Consider the following 21,962-nt stretch of genomic DNA (forward strand, 5'->3'; position numbering starts at 1 on the left):
ATGGCCTGGGTGCCTTGAGGGCAGTTCGAAGTCGCAGCGGTGTAGAAATCCATCTTGGTTGTCTCCCATTTCAACCCGCCCAGCCTCGACAGTTGCCGGGAGCAAGTCAAGGAATGGCGAAGAACCGATTGAAACAGTCTGCGACAAGCTCGGCCCCGGCCTCATCGTTCAGGTGCAGGTGATGCCCGCCCGGCAGCTGCTCCCGGTCAAAGGGTAGACGCTCCAGCAGCTCCGGATGTCGGGCCAGCATGCCGTCGGCGGCGACCACCAATTGCGCGGGACAGGCAATGCGCTGCACGAACGCCATCGCCTGTTCCTGGGTCAGACGCAACGGCGACGGCAAGGTCAGGCGGTTGTCGGTGCGCCAGGTGTAACCGCCGGGCACCGGCATCAGGCCGCGTTGCGCCAGCAGTTCGGCGGCTTCGCGACTGACCGCCACCAGCCCTTTCATCCGTGCTTCGATGGCCCGGTCGAGGGTGTTGTAGACCGGTTTGCGCTTTTCCCGAAGATCGAGCTGTGCCTGTAAGGCCATGCCCATGCGCTCGGCGGCATTTTCGCCTTTGTCGGTAGGAGGAATCACCCCGTCGATCAGCGCCAGATGGGTGATGCGTTCGGGCAACGAGCCGGCCAGCACCAGCGAAACGATCGCGCCCATGGAATGCCCGAGCAGGCCGAAACGTTTCCAGCCCAGTTGCTCGGCCACCTGCAGCACGTCATGGGCGTAATCCCAAAGTGCGTAACCGGCACCAATCGGGCGATGCCCGGAGTGCCCGTGACCGGCCATGTCCAGTGCCACGATGCGCAGGCCTTTAAGCTTGGGCGCCAGGCGCGCGAAGCTGTTGGCGTTGTCCAGCCAGCCGTGCAGGGCGATCACCGGCAACCCGTCTTCCGGGCCGAACAGGTGCGCCGCCAGTTCGATATGCGGCAGGCTCAGGCGCACTTCTTCGACGGCGGGGTTCATGCGCAATCCTTTTGCTGGCGACCTTCCCATCGGGTGAACAGGCTTTTCAGCAGCAACGCCGTATCCTGCGGGCGTTCAAGGGGAAACATGTGCCCACCGGGCACGGTCAGCGCCTCGCCCTGAGGCAGACGCCCGACAAACCGGGTGTGATGGTTCATCACCACCCGGCTCTTGTGTCCACGCACCACTGCCAGCGGCACCTTCAATTGCCGGGTATGAGCAGGACTGGTGTGCGGCACGCCGCGATAAATGCTGATCTCGGTCGCAGGATCGAAGCGCAGGCGCAGCTTGTCGCCGACCTTGTGCAGACCGTGCTGCAGATAAGCATCGAAGCATTCCGGATCAAAGCTGCGGAACAAGGTCTTGCCGGCGAAATAACCACGGGCGCTGTCCAGATCGGCAAACTCTTCGCGGCGCCCCAACGTGCGGCCGGCCGGGGTCAGTTTGTCGATGAAACCAAAGCGTTTGGCGGCGCGGATCACCCATTGATCGGTGCGGGTCAGCACCGGCGAGTCGAGCATCACCACACCCCGATACAGTTCCGGGCAACGCAGTGCGGCGTGCAAATGCAGCATGCCGCCGAAGGAATGGCCCACGCCCCACACCGGTTCATCTTGCTGTTGAAGATGATGGATGAGTTCGTCGACCAGGTGGTACCAGTTGTCACCCGCCGGGAAACGCGGGTCATGGGCGTGTTGTTCCAGATGCGCGACCCGGTACTCGGGCGCCAGCGCCGCGAACAGTTTGCCGTAGGTACCCGAAGGGAAACCGTTGGCGTGGGCGAAGAAGATCGGTTGCGACATACCGGCAAATCCATGAGCGGAAAACAGGCGTTGATTGTCCGTAAGACCACGTCCTACAGCAATGACCGTAACTGCCAGGAATGATGACAGTCCGGTCAGGGCTATGACGCTTGAGCCATCAACGCGCCGGCGGTTGTTCTCCCAGCGGCACCACCGCCATGGTCAGACGCGACACACAACTGGCCTTGCCTTCATCGCTGGTCAGGCGGATGTCCCAGACATGGGTGGTGCGGCCAATGTGAATCGGTCTGGCCACCGCCGTCACCCGACCGCTGCGCAGGCCACGCAAGTGGTTGGCGTTGATTTCCAGCCCCACGCAATAGAACTTGCTGGCATCGATGCACAGGTAGCTGGCCATCGAGCCGACGGTCTCGGCCAGCACCACCGAGGCGCCACCGTGCAGCAGGCCGTAAGGCTGATGGGTGCGATGGTCGATGACCATGCTGGCCGTCAGCGACTCCTCGTCGAAGGACTCGAAGCGAATGTCCAGCACTTCGCCGATGGTGTTTTTCTGGATTGCGTTCAACTGCTCGATGTTCGGAGTGGTGCGCCACAAGGTCATCGCAGGCTTCCTTTGTTGTTTTGATCGACGCTCAATCCTGCCACAGCACCGTCTCACTGCGCTCGCTCCATTCTTCGAAACGTGCTCCGTAGGTGTCTTCGATGATGTTGCGTTTGATTTTCAGGGTCGGCGTGAGAAAGCCGTTCTCCACCGCCCAACTGTCCTTGACCACCACCAGCCGGCGCAGGCGCTCGTGCTTGTCGAGTACGGCGTTGACTTCCTCCAGCAGTTTTTCCAGGCTCGAATGCAGCGGTGCGCGGGGCTCTTGCCGGCCCACGGCCGAGAGTACGCACAACCCCAGCGGCGCACTCAGGCCATCGCCGACCACGCAGACCTGTTCGATCCGCGAATGCACCGCCAGCCGATTTTCGATCGGCGCCGGAGCGACGTATTTGCCCTTGCTGGTCTTGAAGATTTCCTTGAGCCGCCCGGTCAGGCGCAAACGCCCTTCGGCGTCCTGTTCGCCTTTGTCGCCGGTGCGCAGGAAACCGCCTTCGGTGAGGGTTTCGGCGGTTTTCTGCGGCTCCCTGAAATAGCCGAGCATGTTCGCCTGGCTGCGCACCTGCACTTCGCCGGACTCATCGATACGCACTTCCACGTCAGGACACGGCCGACCGATCCAGCCTTCCTTGTATTGCCCCGGCAGGCAGATGTGCGAATAACCGCAGCTTTCGGTCATACCGTAGACCTCCAGCACGTCGAGCCCGAGTTTCTGATACCAGCGCAACAAGGTCAGCGGCACCGGCGCCGCACCGGACAACGCCACGCGCAACGCATCCAGCCCCAACCCCGCCAACACCTTGTGGCCGACCCGCTTGCCGATCAAGGGCAGGTCGAGCAGGAAGTCCAGGCGTTTCGCCGGGATCTTGCTGTAGACGCCCATCTGGAATTTGGTCCAGATCCGCGGCACACCGAACATCGCCGTCGGCCGCGCCCGCTTGAGATCGGCGAGGAAGGTATCGAGGCTCTCGGCGAAAAACACCGTCTGCCCGGTATAGATCGACGCCAGTTCGACGAACATCCGCTCGGCAACATGACACAGCGGCAGATACGACAGCAGCCGGTCGTTCTCATTGAGACCGAACAGCTGCGTGCCGCGCGTCGTCGCGAACCCGAGGTTGGCAAAGCTGTGCATCACACCCTTGGGCAGGCCGGTGGTGCCGGAGGTGTAAATGATCGTCGCCAATTGCTCGGCGGCGGGACGCGGATCGTCTTGGATCGGCGAGCTGCGCTGCACATCGTCCCAGTTGAAATCGAACGTGCCCGGCGGATGCAGCGGCAGGCTGACTGTTGTCAGACCGGCCGGTACACCCGCTGACATGCCCGGCCAGTCATCAAGCTTGCCGATGAACGCAAGCACGCTTTCCGAGTGGGTGAGCACCTGATTCACGGATTCGGCGGTGAGGTTCGGATAGAGCGGTACCGAGACATGCCCGGCCATCCAGATCGCCAGGTCGGCGATGATCCAGTGCGCGCAGTTTTTCGAGATCAGGGCGATATGGCTGCCTGGCGGCAACTCCCGGGATCGCAACCAGTGCGCGGCGCAGCGGGCCTGATGGCCAACGTCGGCCCAGGTCAGGGTTTCGACCTGCCCGCCGCCGATCGGCTGCACCAGAAAACGCTGACGCGGGTGCCGGGCCTCGCGTTCATAAAACACGTCCAGCGGCAAACGGAAGGCAGAAGACATTCGACTCGCTCCTGTTTTTTGGTCTGGAGCAAGCGTAGTCAACCAAGCAAGTGCTTGGTTGACTATTTCGTACAAAAAATTTCAGGGATGTTTAAGACTGTTCAGCTTCATCGAACCGATCAGCAACTCGCTGTGTTCGAGCTCGGCCAGCCCGGCGGTGCTGACTTTTTCCGGCGGATAGCCGGCACCGTGTTGCAGGTAGCTGAGCAGATTTCCCACCAGCGGATTGTGGCTGACCAACAAAACGTTGCTCACCGAAACCAGTTGCTCGGCCACGCGGTCCGGGTCAACTTCCGGGGTCAACCACTCGACGGTGCGGATCTCCGGCTCAAAGCCCAGGGCTTCGCGCACCAGTTGCGCCGTCTGCTGTGCCCGCAGGTACGGGCTGGCATAGATGGCGGTCAGCGGCTGGCCCATCAAGCGGGCTGCGCTGCTCAACACTTCCTTGCGACCGTGGGCGGTCAGTTCCCGCTCGGAGTCGGGGCGTGAGCCGTAGGGCTCGGCCTCACCGTGACGCAATACCCAGAGTTTCATAGCTTGGGTTCCTCATCCCGGGCCGGATGCGGTGCCGGCGCGACAACGTGTGGCGCCTCACCTTCCGGAGTACGCGGCGCCGGCCAGTCGGCGAACGGCCAGGGTTTCTGGTCGCTGTGGAAGCTGCCGAAACGACCGATCTGCGCCAGAAACTGGCTCAGGCTGTCGCCGAAATTCATCAGGCTGGCGCTCGGGGCGCCATAGATCAAACGATAGATCAACTGCACCAGCACCACCGCGCCGAGGATGAACTGCGCTACCTGCCAGACCAGCACGTAGATGATCATCCACAACGCCCGCAGGAGGATGGATTCATATTTGGCTTCGGTTTTCGGATCGTTCATGCCCTGCTCCCTGCTGAATCAGTTGAAACCACTGGTGGAAATAAAGTCGACGTCGGTTTTCGGCTCGCCTCGCATCAGAAGACCGATCACCTGCTCAAGCGTGCGCCCTTCGAACAGGATTGCATGCAGTCCGGCGACCAGCGGCATGTACACGCCAACCTCCTGGGCCTTGGCCTTGAGCACTTTCAGGGTGTTGACCCCTTCGGCCACTTCACCGAGACGCGACACCGCTTCGTCGAGGCTCAAGCCCTGACCGAGAGCGAAACCGACCTGATAGTTGCGGCTTTTCGGCGACGAGCAAGTGACGATCAGATCGCCGACCCCGGCCAGACCGAGGAAGGTCATCGGGTTGGCGCCTTGATTCACTGCAAACCGGGTCATCTCGGCCAGGGCGCGGGTGATCAGCATGCTCTTGGTGTTCTCGCCCATCTGCAGCGCCACCGCCATGCCGGCGATGATCGCGTAGACGTTTTTCAGTGCCCCGCCCAGTTCCACGCCGAATCGGTCGGCGCTGGCGTAGACGCGGAAAGTACGGCCATGCAACGCGGCCTGCACGGCTTTGCACAGTTCTTCGTCTTCACTGGCGACCACAGTGGCGGTCAGCGCGTGCTCGGCGATTTCCCGTGCCAGGTTCGGCCCGGACAGCACGCCGATGCGCGCCTTCGGGGCGATCTCTTCGAGAATCTGGCTCATCAGTTTGAAGGTGTGGGCTTCAATGCCTTTGGTCAGGCTGACCAGCATCTTGCCGCTCAGGCGTTCGGCATGCGGCGCCAACACTGTGCGCAGCGCGCTGGACGGCAATGCCACGAAACACAAATCGCAGGCGTCGAGGGTTTCCTGCAGGTCGGTGACCGGGGTCACGCCGGGCAGAATCTTGATGCCTTTGAGGTAACGCGGGTTCTCGCGATTGACCCGGATGGCCTCGGCCTGCTCGGGGTCACGCATCCACTGCCGGACTTGATGGCCGTTCTCGGCCAACAGATTGGCCACGGCGGTACCGAAACTTCCGCCTCCCAGGACCGCAATCGGGCGCTGTTCAGTCATATGTAATCCGTTAATCCATACCAGTGGCGATGCCGGCATTATACGGAGCGTCCCCCTCTCGGACAGCCCCGGCGTCAATTACCCGCACTTATAGGAAGAAGACCAATAAAACCGAGGAAAATGCCTGCAACGTGACTGGAAAAGTCGTCGCCCTCGGTTAACATGCGCGCCAATTCTCTGCTATCAAGGCTGCGTCGTGTTTTCTGGCCCCCCTTCACCGCGTTCGTCCCTGCTGCTGGCGCTGCTGTTCAGCCCGGTGCTGTTGGCGGATGACCTGTTTGTCGACAGTGAGGCCTTGCCACAGATCCTGACCGCCACCCGCCTGAAGCAGTCGCCGGCGGAAGTCCCGGGCAGCATGACGGTGCTCGACAGCGAACTGATCAGCGCCAGCGGCGCCCGGGACATCAGCGAACTGCTGCGCCTGGTGCCGGGGATGATGGTCGGCAGCATCAGCGGCAATCAGGCCGTGGTGAATTATCACGGAACCAACGCCACTGAAGCCCGCCGCATGCAGGTGCTGATCGACGGCCGCTCGGTGTACCGCGCCGGACTCGCGACCGTGGACTGGAGCGACATTCCGGTGGCCATGGAAGACATCGAGCGGATCGAAGTCTTTCGCGGCCCGAACACCGTCAGCTACGGCGCCAATGCGCTGATGGCGGTGGTCAACATCATCACCCGCAACCCGGCGGACAGCCACGGCACGCGGCTGAAGCTGACACGCGGCCAGCGCGGCATCAACGACTTCTATGCCAGCCAGAGCACCGGCTGGAATGGCGGCGATCTGCGTCTGTCGCTGTCCGGTCTGGAAGACGACGGTTTTGACAGCGATCGCACCGGCGCCGATTACCGCGACAACCGCCGCTTGAACCGCTTAAGCCTCGCGGTCAGCCAGACCCTCAGCGACAACCAGAGCCTGGACTGGCAGGTCAATGCCAAGGACGGGACCAATCAGCGGCCTTATACCTACCGACCGGTGTTCTCCGGGATTACCGCTGCCGGGAACAATTCCGACGTGGTTGCCAAGGACTACGCTGGCTCGGTGCGCTGGAATCTCGACCTCAATCCCGATCACAGCCTTTACGTGCAAGGTTCTGCGCAACACTGGGACCGTCAGCAGACCTGGCGTGCCTGTGACGCCGAAGTGTCGTTCAGCCCGCAATTGACGGAGCTGTGGCAACTCAACCCCAACTACACCGAACGCCTGGCGCGCAACATGACGCTGTTCACCGGCCCCGGCGCACCCGCCGGCACACCGCAGGAAATGGCCCTGGCCAGTCAGGTGCTGGACCAGTGGCGCAACGGCGCGCGCCAGACCCTGTGCGGCGACATCGACCAGAGTGCCCGGGAATCGCGTTACGACCTGGAATTGCAGGACACCCTCAGCCTGTCCGACAGCCTGCGTCTGGTCAGCGGCCTGAACTATCGTTACGACCGGGCCGATTCCGAGACCTATTTCAACGGCACGCTCGACGACACCACTTGGCGCGCCTTCGGCCAACTGGAATGGCGCGCCAGCGAACACTGGCTGTTGCAGGGCGGCGCCATGTTCGAAGACACGCAATTGATCGGCAGCTCGCTGACGCCCCGGTTTGCGGTCAACTACCTGTTCAACCCGCGCCACAGCCTGCGCGCGGTGTATTCGGAAGCCATCCGCTCGCCGGACATGTTCGAGAACAACGTCAACTGGAGTTATCAGGTGACCAACCTGCGGCCCGCCGCCTATGGCCAGTCTTCGGCCCGCTACTTCGTCAAGACCCGGGGCCCCGGTGATCTGGACCAGGAACACATGCGCTCGCGGGAACTGGGCTACAACGGCTATTTCCCGGAGTGGGGGCTGGCGCTGGACGTGAAGCTGTTCTACGACGAAATCACCGGGATGATCAGCGAGCCGCTGCGCAACAATCAGTACATCGCCAGCAACGCCAACGATTCGCGCTTTCGCGGCACCGAAACGCAAATGGACTGGCGCCTGAGTGCGGCCGACCGCTTGCGCCTGACGTATGCCTTCGTCGACGCCGAGGCGAGCAATCCACTGGATCAGCAATTCACCGCGCGCAACAGCGGCTCGGCGGGCTGGCTGCGCGATTGGGGCCAGGGCTGGAACAGCGCCTTCTTCTACTATGCTGACAACGCGCTCAACGGTTACCGTTTCGAGCGGGTCGACACGCGCATCGCCAAACGCATCGCCTTGGGCAAGGCCCAACTGCAACTGGCCGGTGTGCTGCAACAACGCCTGGACCATGAGCCGACCACCTTCGTCGATAACAATTACGACGAACGCCGGGTGGTGTATTTCAGCGCCGAGCTGGAGTTCTAGATGCGTTACGCCATGTCACGGAAGATGCCAACGCTCGGCCAATGGCTGGCCGGGCTTTGTCTGTTCCTGACAGCGTGGCTGCATGGCGTGGCGGTGCAGGCGGCCGATATTCTGCTGACCGGCGCCGAGGAAAGCCCCGGCGTGCAATCGTTCGTCCAGGCCCTGAGCGAACTGCGCCCCACCGACCGCGTGCATTTCCAGCCACTGGCGAGCCTGCCGGCGCCGGGCAAGTTGCCGTCGAGCCTGCGCCTGATTCTGCTCGATTTGCCGAGCCTCGATTGGCGCATGCAGGAAAGCCAGGGCCCGGCGACTCTGGTTTTGCGCATCAGCCGCTTGCAGGCCCGGCAACGCTTCGGCGACATGCAGCCACCCCACTTGAGCCTGCTGTGGGCCGATCCGCCGCTGAGTCGTCAGTTGCAACTGATCCGCCGGATTCTGCCCCAGGCCGGGCGCGTCGGCGTGCTGTTCGATCAGCACAGCGAGTTCCTGCTCAAGGAGCTGCAATCGGCGGCCCAGCCGCTGAATCTGCAAATCGTCCCGCAGCGCTGGGACAACACCCACGACAGCCGCCCCTTGCAGACTGTGCTGAAAAACAGCGACGTGTTGCTGGGCCTTGACGACCCTGACCTGTACAACCCGAAAACCGCGAAGAACCTGTTGCTCAGCAGTTACTCTCGGCAACTGGCGCTGGTCGGGCCGAATGTTGCTTTCGTCCGTGCCGGCAGCCTGGCCAGTACCTACAGCGATCAGAACGACTGGCTGGCAGTCCTCGACGAGTTGCTGGACCGGCCACCGGCCACCTGGCCGCGCACGCTCTACCCCGAGCGTTTTAAAGTCTCAAGTAATGCGCAGGTGGCTCGTTCCCTAGGGATAGAACCGATCAATGAAACGTCTGTCGCCGCAGAGCTGGCCGAAGGAGAGCGCCGCCCATGATTTTCCGCCGTTGGGACATCAACACCCGCACCCAGTTGATCAGCCTGGGCCCTGCGCTGTTGCTGACCTTGCTGCTGATCAGCTTTTTCACCTTCGTGCGCATTCAGGATTTGCGTCAGGAGCTGAACCACACCGGCCAACTGATCGCCAACCAACTCGCACCCGCCACCGAATACGGGGTGATTTCCGGCAACAACGAGGTGCTGGAAAGCCTGCTCAAGGCCACGCTGGCCACGCCGAATGTGCGATTTCTGGAAGTGCAGGACAGCGCCAACCGGATTCTGGCCTACGTCGAACAGCCGGCGGATGCGCACAACCGCCCGCATCAGGTCGAAGTGTTCCAGGCGCCGGTGCGGCTGCAACGCATCGCCCTGCACAACGATTTCTTTCAGGACGGCAAAAGCAGCCCCGGCGTGGCCAGCGAGGATTATCTGGGCCGGGTGATCGTCGGTCTGTCCAACGACGCCTTCAGTCAGCGCCAACAGGAAATTTTGCTCAAGGCCGCAATTCTGGCGTTGTTCGCCCTGCTGTTCACGTTTGTTCTGGCGCGGCGACTGGCCGGAAGCCTGTCGCAGCCGATCCGTGATATCGGCAATGCGGTCAAGGCAATTCAGGACGGCGACTACAAGACCCCGCTGCCGATTGTCGATGACACCGAGCTGGGCGCCCTTTCGCAACACATCAACAATCTGGCCCAGGCGCTGGAACAGGCCAGCCGCGAGCAGCATCAGGCGATGGCGCAACTGATCCAGACCCGCGAGGAGGCGGAAAAGGCCAACAACGCCAAATCGGATTTCCTGGCGATGATGAGCCATGAACTGCGCACCCCGATGAACGGCGTGCTGGGCATGCTGCAATTGCTCGAAACCACCGAAATGACCGAGGAACAGGTCGAGTACGCGGCGCTGGCTTCCGAGTCCACCGAGCATTTGCTCAAGGTGATCAACGACATTCTGGATTTCTCGCGCATCGAGCGTTCGGAACTGGAACTGGAGCACATTCCGTTCAACCTCGCCGACCTGATCGGCGCCTGCGCCCAGTCGTTCCAGCACAGCGCCGCACAACGCGGGCTGGCCCTGGAACTGCGAATCCCCGAAGACATGCGCGACTTGCAGGTACAAGGCGATCCGACACGAATCCGGCAGATTCTGGTCAACCTGGTCGGCAATGCCTTGAAGTTCACCGAACAGGGGCGCGTCAGCATCGAGGCGCAGTGGCAGTCGCTGGATCACGAATTGCTGTGGTTCACCTGCGCGGTGCGTGACAGCGGCATCGGCATTTCGCCGCAGAGCCTGGAACTGATGTTCAACGCGTTCCAGCAGGCCGACAGTTCGATTTCCCGTCGTTATGGCGGCACCGGCCTGGGCCTGCCGATTGCCCGCACTCTCGCCGAGCGGATGGGCGGCACCTTGCGCGCCCAGAGTGAAGAAGGTCGCGGATCGGTATTCACCCTGGAAATTCCTCTGGCTTTATATAAGCAGGCACTCCCTGCGCTGGCGGCACCGCGCACGCTGAACGGCGACGGTCACGGCGAAGGGCGCAATGTGCTGCTGGTCGAGGACAACCCGGTCAACCAGACGGTGATCGAAGCGATGTTGCGCAGCCTGGGCTTTACCGTCAGCGTCGCCACCGACGGCGTGCAGGCGGTGCGCAGTGCCGGCGACAGCCGTTTCGAGGCGATCCTGATGGATTGCCGCTTGCCGCTCATCGACGGTTACGAGGCAACCCGACAGATCCGCCGCCTGCCCGGCTGCGGCCATGTGCCCATCATCGCCCTCACCGCCAATGCGTTGCAGGGCGATCGGGAAAACTGCCTGTCGGCGGGCATGAACGATTACCTGGCCAAGCCATTCAAACGCAATGATCTGCAGCAGATTCTGCAGCGCTGGGTGCAGTGACTGGGCCCTTTCGAGCATCTGCGACTGGCGTGAAAAGCGAAAGTGCGGCAGTCTTAGGCACCCTGACGAGCCTCAAAAGGGGCTTGAATAAAAATTTCAGTGCACAAGTGTACATTCATGTCCTTGGTGCTGTGACTTTCACTACAACGCAATAGTCTATGAGTAGGCTGCCGGTACGAGGCATGAACGCATCGATCGGCCGGGAAGATTTGCCCCACCTGCCGCATGGGATTATTGAGGAGCTCGCATGACCAAACAAAACGCCTTTACTCGGGAAGACCTGCTGCGCTGCAGTCGCGGTGAGCTGTTCGGCCCAGGTAACGCGCAACTGCCCGCCCCGAACATGCTGATGGTGGATCGCATCACCCTGATCAGCGAAGAAGGCGGCAAGTACGGCAAAGGTGAATTGGTCGCCGAGCTGGATATCCACCCTGACCTGTGGTTCTTCGCGTGCCACTTCGAAGGCGATCCGGTGATGCCGGGCTGCCTGGGTCTGGACGCCATGTGGCAACTGGTCGGTTTCTTCCTGGGCTGGCAAGGCCTGCCGGGCCGTGGCCGTGCGCTGGGTTCGGGCGAAGTGAAATTCTTCGGCCAGGTCCTGCCGACCGCCAAGAAAGTTACTTACAACATTCATATCAAGCGCGTCCTCAAGGGCAAGCTGAACCTGGCCATTGCCGACGGTTCGGTGACTGTCGACGGTCGCGAAATCTACACCGCCGAAGGCCTTCGCGTCGGCGTATTCACCTCCACTGACAACTTCTAAGGGTTATTCGCATGCGCCGCGTCGTTATCACTGGTCTGGGCATCGTTTCTTGCCTGGGCAATGACAAAGAGACCGTCTCCGCTAACCTGCGTGCAAGCCGCCCTGGCATCCGGTTCAACCCGGAATACGCCGAAATGGGTCTGCGTAGCCAGGTTTCCGGCTCCATCGACCTCAACCTTGAAGAGCTGATCGATCGCAAGATCTATCGCTTCGTCGGCCACGCAGCGGCTTACGCCTATCTGGCCATGAAAGACGCCATCGCTGACTCCGGTCTGACCGAAGAGCAGGTGTCCAACCCGCGTACCGGCCTGATCGCAGGTTCCGGCGGCGCGTCGACCCTGAACCAGATGGAAGCGCTGGACATCCTGCGCGAGAAAGGCGTCAAGCGCGTCGGCCCATACCGTGTAACGCGGACCATGAGCAGCACCGTTTCGGCTTGCCTGGCCACGCCATTCAAGATCAAGGGCCTGAACTACTCCATCGCCTCTGCCTGCGCCACCAGTGCTCACTGCATCGGTACCGCCATGGAACAGATCCAGATGGGCAAGCAGGACATCGTGTTCGCCGGTGGCGGTGAAGAAGAGCACTGGAGCCAGTCGTTCCTGTTCGACGCAATGGGCGCCCTGTCCAGCAAGCGTAACGACACTCCGGAAAAAGCCTCCCGCGCCTACGACGCCGACCGTGACGGTTTCGTCATCGCCGGCGGTGGCGGCATGGTCGTGGTTGAAGAGCTGGAACACGCTCTGGCCCGTGGCGCGAAGATCTACGCGGAAATCGTTGGCTACGGCGCGACGTCCGACGGCTACGACATGGTGGCTCCGAGCGGCGAAGGCGCCATCCGCTGCATGCAGCAGGCGTTGTCCACCGTCGACACCCCGATCGACTACCTGAACACCCACGGTACTTCGACTCCGGTCGGCGACATCGCGGAAATGAAAGGTGTGCGTGAAGTGTTCGGCGACAAGGCCCCGGCCATCAGCTCCACCAAGAGCCTGTCGGGTCACTCCCTGGGCGCCGCCGGCGTTCACGAAGCGATCTACTGCATGCTGATGATGGAAGGCAACTTCATCGCCGGTTCCGCCAACATCGACGAACTGGACCCTGAAGTGGCCGATCTGCCGGTGCTGACCAAGACCCGCGAGAACGCCACCATCAACACCGTGATGAGCAACAGCTTCGGCTTCGGTGGCACCAATGCCACCCTCGTGCTGAAGCGCTGGGAAGGCAAGTAATTCCCTCTCGCTGAGCCGCACACGAAAACGCCCCGACTGGTTCGGGGCGTTTTTTTTCGCCTGGAGAAAGGCATTTTCAGCGGCGCCAAGATGAAACGTTTGTCATGCAGCTTACCGCCCTGCGACTGAATGTCGCGGTTTATGCGGGCTCCAGCGCTGTTGCAGATTTCGCAAAAATAGATTGCACAAATCAGGCGTTTACTTAGCAGGCTAACAAATTTTATAAAAGAGCCCTGCACACGCCTTGTTGCAGATAACAGAGATTGGAGCTAGCAGATGACTGTAAAAGTAACTGAACGCGACGATTCACACATGTCCCATGAAGGCGTAGCTGCCGGCGTACGGATCTGGGATGTGCACCAACAAGACTTGCTGGTCGGCATGTTCCACAACGAGATCGACGCCCACAACTACAAGGCCGAACTGGAACTGCAAGAACGCCAGCGGGATCTGAAATCCGCCTGAATCAAAACCACAGCATTGAAAACGACAAACCCCGCGATGAGCGGGGTTTGTCGTTGCTGGGTGCTTCAAGGGCGCTTCGCAGCCCGGTGAAACCCGCTTACCACATCAGATCATCCGGGATCACATAGGCCGCGTACGGATCGTCCTCGGCATTGACCTCTTCGACCTTCTCGTTGAGCTGCACGATGCGCTGTGGATCGCGCTCCTGAATCTTCAGGGCCGCCTCACGAGGAATCACTTCGTAGCCGCCGGCATGGTGCACGATCGCCAGCGAACCGCTGCTGAGCTTGTTGCGCATCAGCGTGTTGACGGAGATGCGCTTGACCTTCTTGTCGTCGACGAAGTTGTAGTAGTCCTCGGTGGTCAGCTTCGGCAGACGTGAGACTTCGATCAACTGCTTGACCTGCGCCGCACGGGCCTTGGCTTCAGCCTTCTCCTGCTGCTGACGGTTCAGCTCTTGGTCGCGCTTGACCTTCTCGGCCATGGCTTCCTGGGCTGCGCGCTGCTGGGAATCGTCCAGCTCGATCTGACCTTTGTGGGCCAGGCGCTGTTGCTTCTGTTTTTCCTTGCTGACCTGCTTGGCCTGCTTTTGGTTGACCAGACCTGCCTTGAGCAACTGGTCGCGAAGGGAAAGGCTCATTGATGCTTACTCACTTGGGCAACGGCTCAGCCGCAGCTGGGCAAATTCTTTTCCTGACGTTTGGCTTCGCCCCACAGGGCGTCCAACTCTTCGAGGGTGCAATCTTCCATGGGTCGGTGGGTGTCGCGCAATGCCTGTTCGATAAAACGGAAACGTCGCTCGAACTTGGCGTTGGCGCCACGCAATGCGGTTTCCGGATCGACCTTCAGATGCCGGGCCAGATTGACCACGGAAAACAGCAGGTCGCCGATCTCGTCGGCCACCGCTTGCGGGTCATTCTCGGACATGGCTTCGAGCACTTCATCAAGCTCTTCACGGACCTTGTCCAGCACCGGCAACGCATCCGGCCAGTCGAAACCGACCTGCCCTGCGCGCTTCTGCAACTTGGCCGAGCGGGACAACGCCGGCAACGCGGCCGGCACATCGTCGAGCAGTGACAGTTGCTGCGGCTCGGCGGATTTCTCGGCGCGCTCTTCGGCCTTGATCTCCTCCCAGCGCTGCTTGACCTGCTCTTCGCTCAGACGTGGCACATCCAGCGGCGCATACAGGTCACCGGTGGGGAATACGTGCGGGTGACGACGAATCAACTTGCGGGTGATGCTGTCAACCACGCCGGCGAATTCGAACCGCCCCTCTTCCCGCGCCAGCTGGCTGTAATACACCACCTGAAACAGCAGATCGCCCAACTCGCCCTGCAAGTGGTCGAAGTCGCCGCGCTCGATGGCGTCAGCGACTTCGTAGGCCTCTTCAAGGGTATGCGGGACGATGGTCGCGTAAGTCTGCTTGATGTCCCACGGGCAACCGTACTGCGGATCCCGCAGCCGGTTCATCAGGTGCAACAGGTCTTCAAGGCTGTAGATCGGTTTCATGGAGTCCGGTTACGCCGCGTTTCGATGATGTTCGGCAACTGGGAAATCCGCCCCAGCAGCCGTCCCAGCGCGTCCAGCCCCGGAATCTCGATGGTCAGGGACATCAGCGCGGTGTTGTCCTCCTTGTTCGAGCGGGTGTTGACCGCCAGCACGTTGATCCGCTCGTTGAGCAGCACCTGCGAAACGTCACGCAGCAGACCGGAACGGTCGTAGGCGCGGATGACGATGTCCACCGGATAGGTGAGCACCGGCACCGGCCCCCAGCTGACCTGGATGATCCGCTCCGGCTCGCGCCCGGCCAGTTGCAGCACCGAGGCGCAGTCCTGACGGTGAATGCTCACGCCACGGCCCTGGGTGATGTAGCCGACGATCGCATCGCCCGGCAACGGCTGGCAGCAGCCGGCCATCTGGGTCATCAGGTTGCCGACACCCTGGATCTGAATGTCGCCGCGCTTGCCCGGTTTGTAGCCGGTGGCCTTGCGTGGAATCAGTTCCAGCTGTTCGTTGCCGCGTTCCGGCTCGACCAGTTGCTGTGCCAGATTGACCAGTTGCGCCAGACGCAGGTCGCCGGCCCCGAGGGCGGCGAACATGTCTTCGGCGGTTTTCATGTTGGCCTTGTCGGCCAGCTTGTCGAAATCCACCGCCGGCAGGCCAAGACGATTGAGCTCGCGCTCGAGCAGGGTCTTGCCCGCCGCGACGTTCTGATCGCGTGCCTGCAACTTGAACCAGTGCACGATCTTCGCCCGCGCCCGCGACGTGGTGACGTAACCGAGGTTCGGGTTCAGCCAGTCGCGGCTCGGCGTACCGTGCTTGCTGGTGATGATCTCGACCTGCTCGCCGGTCTGCAGGCTGTAGTTGAGCGGCACGATGCGCCCGTTGATCTTCGCGCCACGGCAGTTGTGACCGATTTCGGTGTGCACGCGGTAGGCGAAGTCCAGCGGCGTCGCGCCTTTCGGCAGGTCGATGGCGTGACCGTCGGGGGTGAAGATGTAGACCCGATCCGGCTCGATATCGACCCGCAACTGTTCGGCCAGACCACCGATGTCGCCCAGCTCTTCGTGCCACTCGAGGACCTGACGCAGCCAGGAGATTTTCTCTTCGTAATGGTTCGAGCCGGACTTGACGTCGGTGCCCTTGTAGCGCCAGTGCGCGCAGACGCCGAGTTCGGCCTCTTCGTGCATCGAATGGGTCCGGATCTGGACTTCCAGCACCTTGCCTTCCGGGCCGATCACCGCCGTGTGCAGCGAGCGGTAGCCGTTTTCTTTCGGGTTGGCGATGTAGTCGTCGAACTCTTTCGGGATGTGCCGCCACAGGGTGTGGACGATGCCGAGCGCGGTGTAGCAGTCGCGCATTTCCGGCACCAGCACGCGGACCGCACGCACGTCGTAGATCTGGCTGAATTCCAGACCCTTGCGCTGCATTTTGCGCCAGATCGAATAGATGTGTTTCGCCCGGCCGCTGATGTCGGCTTCGACGCCGGTGGCCTGCAATTCGTCCTTGAGCTGGGTCATCACGTCAGAGATGAAACGCTCACGATCCAGCCGCCGTTCGTGCAGCAGCTTGGCGATCTGTTTGTATTGATCGGGTTCCAGGTAACGGAAGGACAAGTCCTCCAGTTCCCATTTGATATGACCGATGCCGAGTCGATGCGCGAGCGGCGCATAGATGTCGAACACTTCCCGGGCGACCCGGTTACGTTTTTCGTCGTCGGCGGTTTTCACCGCGCGGATCGCGCAGGTACGTTCGGCGAGCTTGATCAGCGCGACGCGCACGTCGTCGACCATCGCCACCAGCATCTTGCGCAGGTTTTCCACCTGACCCTGGGTGCCCATCACCATCGACTGGCGCGGGCTGAGACTGGCGCTGATTGCGGCCATCCGCTGCACGCCGTCGATCAGCTTGGCGACCACCGGGCCGAAGCGCTGGCTGACCGCCGACAGCTCGATCTGGCCTTCGCGCACGCCACGGTAAAGCACCGCCGCGACCAGCGAATCCTGATCAAGCTTGAGGTCGGCGAGAATTTCCGCGATCTCAAGGCCCGTGCTGAAACTGCCGCTGCCTTCGGCCCAGAGATTCTTCGCCGCATTGGACTGTTGCTCGGCCTGGCGAGCGTACTCGCAGGCCTCTTTCAAGGCTTCGCGATCCAGTGCCAGATCGACACTGACCGCATGATCGAGCCAAGCCTCGAGATTGATACTGCCGTCAGTGTTGATCGGCTGGTGTGCTCTCACCTGTACCATCTTGCTTTACCTTCCCTACGACGCAGATTCAATGCGTCAAATCACTGACCTTCAATGCCCGTTCGCGCTCGCGGGGCCAATACGAGCGCTACGGACGACCAGTCGGATCAGACGAGCCATCCTGGCTCGCTTCAAATAACGCCATGGCCTCGACATGCGCCGTCTGAGGAAACATATCGAGAATCCCGGCACGTTTTAACCGGTAGCCCTGCTTGATCAATTCGATCGTATCGCGCGCCAGAGTTGCAGGGTTGCACGACACGTACACCAGCCGTTTGGCGCCCAGGGTCGCCAGCTTGCGCACCACCTCGAAAGCACCGTCGCGCGGTGGGTCCAAGAGTACCGCAGAAAAGCCGTTTCCGATCCACTGAGCATCGGTCAAAGGCTGGGATAAATCGGCCTGAAAAAACTTTGTGTTATGCAAATTGTTGCTAGCGGCATTTGCCGCCGCGCGATCGACCATCGTCTGCACGCCTTCGACCGCCACCACTTCACACGCGGCTTTCGCCAGCGGCAAAGCGAAATTGCCCAAACCGCAAAACAGATCGAGCACGCGTTCATCGCCTGTCGGTTTCAACCAGTCCAGCGCCTGGGCGACCATGCTCTCGTTGACACCGGCATTGACCTGAATGAAATCCCCCGGCCGGTAGGTCAGTTGCAGGTCCCATTGCTCCAGGCGATAGCCGAGCGACTGTGCCTCATCCACCGGCTGCGGTTCGCCTTCGCCATGCAGCCAGAGTTGCGCTTCGTGGAATGCGCAGAAATCCTTGAGGATCGTCAGGTCGGCGTCGGACAGCGGCGCCATGTGACGCAGCAGAACGGCCAGTGACGAGCCACTGAACAATTCGACATGCCCCAGCGCCTGAGGTTTGCTCAGGCGACGAAGCATCTCCGGCAAGCGGGTCATGATCGGCTGCAAGGGCTGTACCAGCACCGGGCATTCGCTGATCGCGACGATGTCCTGGCTGCCGGCGGCACGGAAACCGACTTCAAGCTTTTTGGCCTTGCTGTCCCAGCGCACGGCGATCCGGGCACGGCGACGGTAGCCGAATTCGGGACCGGTCAACGGCGCCGCCCACTCCTCCGGTTCGGCACCGGCGACTCGCGACAACTGCTCGGCGAGCATGCGCTGTTTGAGGGCAAGCTGTTCGTTATGGGGCAGATGCTGGACGCTGCAACCGCCGCAGCGTCCGGCGTGCTGGCAAGGTGCAGGACGACGCAATTCACTGGCACTGAACACGCGTTCGGTGCGCGCCTCGACCACTTTGCCGTGGGCGCCGAGCACCCGCGCTTCGACCTCTTCACCGGCGAGGGCGCCGAGGACGAACCAGGTTTTGCCTTCGAAAAACGCGATGCCGCGACCGTCATTGGCCAGGCGCTCGATGCTCAGGCGCTGCTTTTTGCCGGTCGGGATTTGCGGGGCCTTGCTGCCGCCGGTGGGCTGAAAGCGCAGGCCTCTCTCATGCCTGGCCATCAGTTGGGTGCGTCGAAAATGCCGGTCGACAGGTAACGGTCGCCACGGTCGCAGATGATCGCGACGATCACCGCGTTTTCAACTTCCCTGGACAGGCGCAACATCGCTGCTACCGCACCGCCCGAGGACACGCCACAGAAAATGCCTTCTTCACGGGCCAGACGACGGGTGACGTCCTCGGCTTCGCTTTGCGCCATGTCGACGATACGGTCGACGCGCTCGGCCTGATAGATCTTCGGCAGGTATTCCTGCGGCCAGCGGCGGATGCCGGGAATGGCCGAGCCTTCCATTGGTTGCAGGCCGACGATCTGTACGTTGTCGTTCTGCTCCTTGAGGTAGCGCGACACGCCCATGATGGTGCCGGTGGTGCCCATGGAGCTGACGAAATGGGTGATGGAGCCCTGGGTCTGACGCCAGATTTCCGGGCCGGTGGTGGTGTAGTGCGCTTCAGGATTGTCGCCGTTGGCGAACTGATCCAGCACCTTGCCACGGCCTTCGGCTTCCATCCGCTGGGCGAGATCGCGAGCGCCTTCCATGCCCTCTTCCTGACTGACCAGAATCAGCTCTGCGCCGTAAGCGGTCATCGCCGCTTTACGCTCGGCGCTGGAGTTGTCCGGCATGATCAGGATCATCTTGTAACCCTTGATCGCAGCGGCCATCGCCAGGGCAATCCCGGTGTTGCCCGAGGTCGCTTCGATCAGCGTATCGCCTTCATGGATCTGCCCGCGCAACTCGGCACGGGTGATCATCGACAATGCCGGACGATCCTTTACCGAACCCGCCGGGTTGTTCCCTTCGAGCTTGAGCAAAAGGGTGTTGCTGGTGACACCGGGCAGGCGCTGTAAACGCACCAGCGGCGTGTTGCCGACGCAATCGGCGATGGTTGGGTACTGCAAGGTCATGGCGTTTTTCGCAATCCGGACAGCGGGGGCGCCTATCATACCGGCAAACCTGCGCGTGCCATATCACGCAAAGTGTGGTGCTTATGGTTTCTTGGAATAAGCATTAAAAGTCTCGCCAGTGGTGAGACTTTCCTGTGCCGCTCACACAATCGGCGGGCGGGCCATGTCCATGGTGGGAGCTGGCTTGCCAGCAACGATGTCGGGACTGACAGCACTGTCATCCGCCATCAGCCGCAGATTCAAGCGTAATCCCGATGGGCCGTTCTCGGCCCACAGGGTTCCGCCCTGGCGTTGCACCGCGTTCCTCGCGATGCTCAGTCCCAGACCAAACCCGTCGTCCCCCGGCCGCGAGCCGTCGAGTCGGATGAACGGCGAGAAGATTCGCTCAAGATCAGCTTCGGCCACGCCGCCGCCCTCGTCCTCCAGCCACAGGTGCCAGTAATCGCCATCCCGCCGGCCGTCGAGCCGCACGATGCCGCCGGGTGGCGAATGGCGAATCGCATTGCGCAGAATGTTTTCAAGAGCCTGGGCCAGGCTGTTGAGATTGCCGCGCACCCAGCAGCAAGCGTCAACGCCGCACTGCAACTGCCCCACTGGCCAGCAGCTTTCGTAGCAGGCATTTTCCGTGAGCATTTCCCACAGCGCCTGAATCTGGATCGCTTCGTCCGGCAGCGGCGCGCGCTCGGTGTCGAGCCAGGCCAATTGCAGGGTGTCCTCGACCAGACGCTGCATCACGTCGACTTCGCGACCGATGCGCTCGCGCAACGGTTGCAGCTGCTGCTCGCTTTCGCTGGCGACGCGCAGCCGGCTCAGGGGGGTACGCAGTTCGTGGGACAGGTCGCGCAGCAGTTGCTGTTGCAGGGCCACGGTGGATTGCAGGCGTTCGGACATCGAGTCGAAGGCGCGGGCCAGTTCACCGAGTTCATCGGGGCGCTGGGTGATACCGCTCGACAGCCGCACATTCAGTTGATCGGCGCGCCACGCCTTGGCCTGCTCGCGCAGATTGTTCAGCGGCACCACCAGCAGACGATACAGACCGACGCACAGCAGCAGCGTAAACAGGCCGGGAATCACACCGTTGGTCATGACCCGCCAGAACACCCGGTATTTCCCCGGCAGGAATCGCTCGGGCAACTCGATCACCAGGCTGCCGGCAGTCGGATCCATGGGGAACGGAACCCGCAGCCACGGTCGGCCCTTTTTATGAATCGGCCAGTCAAGGCCTCGCAGGAAGGTCAGGCGCTGAAGTTCTTGAGCGCTCAACGGCTGGCTGCCCAGCGACTGCAGATTGCTGCCGATCACGCCGACCCAACCGGCTTCGCGCAGCTGCATGCCTTGCAGCCAGCTATCGATGCCATCGCGCTCGCCCTGCTGCCACGCGCGCTCGGCCTCGGCGGCATAACCGCTCAGGGTGCGACGGGCGTCGTCGGAGAGGAACTGATTGCGCTGCTCCATGTACCAGCCCCAGGACCAGCTCAGCCAGATCATCAGCAGACAGAACGCCACCAGCAGGCAGGCGAGTTTCCAGAACAGCGAGTGCCGGCCCGGCAGGTCAGACACTTTCATCGACGGCACTCAGGACGTAACCCTTGCCCCACACCGTGCGCACTTCCCGCTCGGTGTAACCGACCGATTTGAGTTTGCGGCGGATCTGGCTGATGTGCATGTCGAGGCTGCGGTCGTGGGCTGCGTAACCGCGCTGAAGAACGTGCTGGTAAAGGAAGGCCTTGCTCAGCACTTCCTCGTCGTTGCGGTCGAGGGTTTCCAGCAGGCGGTATTCGCTGCGGGTCAGTCCGGCGGGCTGATCGAGATAGAACACCTCGCACTGTTCATCGTCGAAACGCAGCCCGCCGACCGGCACCACCGGAGCCATGGCCGCCGGGCGACGGTCGAGGGCGACCCGGCGCAGAATCGCTTCGATCCGCACATGCAGCTCGGCCATGCTGAAGGGTTTGGGCAGATAGTCGTCGGCACCGAGGCGGAATCCGCTGATGCGGTCGGCTTCGGCACCGAGGGCTGACATCAGCAGCACCGGGGTGGAATGGCTCTGGCGCAGCTGGGTCAGGACATTCAATCCGTCGAGCCCCGGCAACAGAATATCCATCAACACCACATCGAACGGCTGACGCCGGGCGATGCTCAGGCCTTCGCTGCCGTTCTGGCACCAGGTGACCTGAAAGCCGCTGCGGCCCAGATGCTCATGGACATAGGCACCGAGAACGGGATCGTCTTCGATGGAAAGAATGCGGGGCTGGCCAATAGAGACAGGAGTCATGACTATCTGCAAATAA

The 21,962-nt window shown here is 61.8% G+C and carries 20 protein-coding genes; 6 read left to right on the forward strand and 14 right to left on the reverse strand.

Annotated features, from left to right (window positions below):
* Nucleotides 1–106 precede the first annotated feature (106 nt).
* The 7 genes from CAF73_RS26150 to CAF73_RS26180 all read right to left on the reverse strand — a co-directional run bounded on the left by CAF73_RS26150 (nucleotide 107) and on the right by CAF73_RS26180 (nucleotide 5,935).
* A complete protein-coding gene (locus CAF73_RS26150; RefSeq protein ID WP_085704777.1) occupies nucleotides 107–961 on the reverse strand; it encodes an alpha/beta hydrolase in 855 nt (284 codons plus the stop codon).
* Nucleotides 958–1,764, reverse strand: coding sequence for an alpha/beta fold hydrolase (locus CAF73_RS26155; protein WP_085697030.1), 807 nt, complete (start codon nucleotides 1,762–1,764; stop codon nucleotides 958–960). The genes CAF73_RS26150 and CAF73_RS26155 overlap by 4 nt, the downstream gene beginning before the upstream one ends.
* Before the next feature lie 118 nt (nucleotides 1,765–1,882).
* A complete protein-coding gene (locus CAF73_RS26160) occupies nucleotides 1,883–2,326 on the reverse strand; it encodes a hotdog fold thioesterase (RefSeq protein ID WP_025112971.1) in 444 nt (147 codons plus the stop codon).
* Nucleotides 2,327–2,357: 31 nt separating this feature from the next.
* Entirely contained in the window at nucleotides 2,358–4,013 is a 1,656-nt protein-coding gene (locus CAF73_RS26165; protein ID WP_085704779.1) for an AMP-binding protein, read from the reverse strand.
* Between the two features lie 81 nt (nucleotides 4,014–4,094).
* The gene (gene sixA, locus CAF73_RS26170) at nucleotides 4,095–4,547 is read right to left on the reverse strand and encodes a phosphohistidine phosphatase SixA (RefSeq protein ID WP_085697032.1); all 453 of its coding nucleotides are present in this window, start codon (nucleotides 4,545–4,547) and stop codon (nucleotides 4,095–4,097) included.
* Entirely contained in the window at nucleotides 4,544–4,891 is a 348-nt protein-coding gene (locus CAF73_RS26175) for a DUF4389 domain-containing protein (protein WP_085697033.1), read from the reverse strand. The genes sixA and CAF73_RS26175 overlap by 4 nt, the downstream gene beginning before the upstream one ends.
* Before the next feature lie 18 nt (nucleotides 4,892–4,909).
* Nucleotides 4,910–5,935: an NAD(P)H-dependent glycerol-3-phosphate dehydrogenase gene (locus CAF73_RS26180; protein WP_085697034.1), complete on the reverse strand. Its 1,026-nt coding sequence runs from the start codon at nucleotides 5,933–5,935 to the stop codon at nucleotides 4,910–4,912.
* Nucleotides 5,936–6,131: 196 nt separating this feature from the next.
* Here CAF73_RS26180 and CAF73_RS26185 point away from each other — a divergent pair, with 196 nt between their 5' ends.
* From CAF73_RS26185 to CAF73_RS26210, 6 genes are all read left to right on the forward strand, one after another.
* The gene (locus tag CAF73_RS26185) at nucleotides 6,132–8,255 is read left to right on the forward strand and encodes a TonB-dependent siderophore receptor (RefSeq protein ID WP_085704781.1); all 2,124 of its coding nucleotides are present in this window, start codon (nucleotides 6,132–6,134) and stop codon (nucleotides 8,253–8,255) included.
* Nucleotides 8,256–9,188 (forward strand): ABC transporter substrate-binding protein, encoded by a 933-nt coding sequence (locus CAF73_RS26190; RefSeq protein ID WP_085704783.1) that lies wholly within the window; start codon nucleotides 8,256–8,258, stop codon nucleotides 9,186–9,188. It abuts the gene before it with no gap.
* Nucleotides 9,185–11,086 (forward strand): ATP-binding protein, encoded by a 1,902-nt coding sequence (locus CAF73_RS26195; RefSeq protein WP_085697037.1) that lies wholly within the window; start codon nucleotides 9,185–9,187, stop codon nucleotides 11,084–11,086. Before CAF73_RS26190 ends, CAF73_RS26195 begins: the two co-directional genes overlap by 4 nt.
* Before the next feature lie 247 nt (nucleotides 11,087–11,333).
* Nucleotides 11,334–11,849 carry a 3-hydroxyacyl-[acyl-carrier-protein] dehydratase FabA gene (fabA, locus tag CAF73_RS26200; RefSeq protein ID WP_085697038.1) on the forward strand — a complete coding sequence of 172 codons (516 nt, stop codon included), beginning with the start codon at nucleotides 11,334–11,336 and terminating at the stop codon, nucleotides 11,847–11,849.
* Nucleotides 11,850–11,860: 11 nt separating this feature from the next.
* Entirely contained in the window at nucleotides 11,861–13,081 is a 1,221-nt protein-coding gene (gene fabB, locus CAF73_RS26205; protein ID WP_085697039.1) for a beta-ketoacyl-ACP synthase I, read from the forward strand.
* 276 nt (nucleotides 13,082–13,357) lie between these two features.
* A complete protein-coding gene (locus CAF73_RS26210; RefSeq protein ID WP_007957795.1) occupies nucleotides 13,358–13,546 on the forward strand; it encodes a hypothetical protein in 189 nt (62 codons plus the stop codon).
* Nucleotides 13,547–13,643: 97 nt separating this feature from the next.
* Here CAF73_RS26210 and CAF73_RS26215 read toward each other — a convergent pair whose 3' ends face one another.
* The 7 genes from CAF73_RS26215 to CAF73_RS26245 form a co-directional block, all read right to left on the reverse strand.
* Nucleotides 13,644–14,186: a DUF2058 domain-containing protein gene (locus CAF73_RS26215; RefSeq protein WP_085704785.1), complete on the reverse strand. Its 543-nt coding sequence runs from the start codon at nucleotides 14,184–14,186 to the stop codon at nucleotides 13,644–13,646.
* A 26-nt stretch (nucleotides 14,187–14,212) separates the two neighbouring features.
* Nucleotides 14,213–15,046 (reverse strand): nucleoside triphosphate pyrophosphohydrolase, encoded by an 834-nt coding sequence (mazG, locus tag CAF73_RS26220; RefSeq protein WP_085704815.1) that lies wholly within the window; start codon nucleotides 15,044–15,046, stop codon nucleotides 14,213–14,215.
* A 5-nt stretch (nucleotides 15,047–15,051) separates the two neighbouring features.
* Nucleotides 15,052–17,295, reverse strand: coding sequence for a GTP diphosphokinase (relA, locus tag CAF73_RS26225; protein WP_085697041.1), 2,244 nt, complete (start codon nucleotides 17,293–17,295; stop codon nucleotides 15,052–15,054).
* An 88-nt stretch (nucleotides 17,296–17,383) separates the two neighbouring features.
* Nucleotides 17,384–18,769 carry a 23S rRNA (uracil(1939)-C(5))-methyltransferase RlmD gene (gene rlmD / locus CAF73_RS26230; protein ID WP_085704787.1) on the reverse strand — a complete coding sequence of 462 codons (1,386 nt, stop codon included), beginning with the start codon at nucleotides 18,767–18,769 and terminating at the stop codon, nucleotides 17,384–17,386.
* Nucleotides 18,769–19,671 carry a cysteine synthase CysM gene (gene cysM, locus CAF73_RS26235; RefSeq protein WP_085704789.1) on the reverse strand — a complete coding sequence of 301 codons (903 nt, stop codon included), beginning with the start codon at nucleotides 19,669–19,671 and terminating at the stop codon, nucleotides 18,769–18,771. The genes rlmD and cysM overlap by 1 nt, the downstream gene beginning before the upstream one ends.
* Before the next feature lie 141 nt (nucleotides 19,672–19,812).
* Entirely contained in the window at nucleotides 19,813–21,237 is a 1,425-nt protein-coding gene (locus CAF73_RS26240; RefSeq protein ID WP_085704791.1) for a sensor histidine kinase, read from the reverse strand.
* Nucleotides 21,224–21,946 (reverse strand): response regulator transcription factor, encoded by a 723-nt coding sequence (locus CAF73_RS26245; RefSeq protein ID WP_085704793.1) that lies wholly within the window; start codon nucleotides 21,944–21,946, stop codon nucleotides 21,224–21,226. The genes CAF73_RS26240 and CAF73_RS26245 overlap by 14 nt, the downstream gene beginning before the upstream one ends.
* Nucleotides 21,947–21,962 lie beyond the last annotated feature (16 nt).

This window comes from Pseudomonas sp. B15(2017) (assembly GCF_002113215.1).
Classification (GTDB): domain Bacteria; phylum Pseudomonadota; class Gammaproteobacteria; order Pseudomonadales; family Pseudomonadaceae; genus Aquipseudomonas.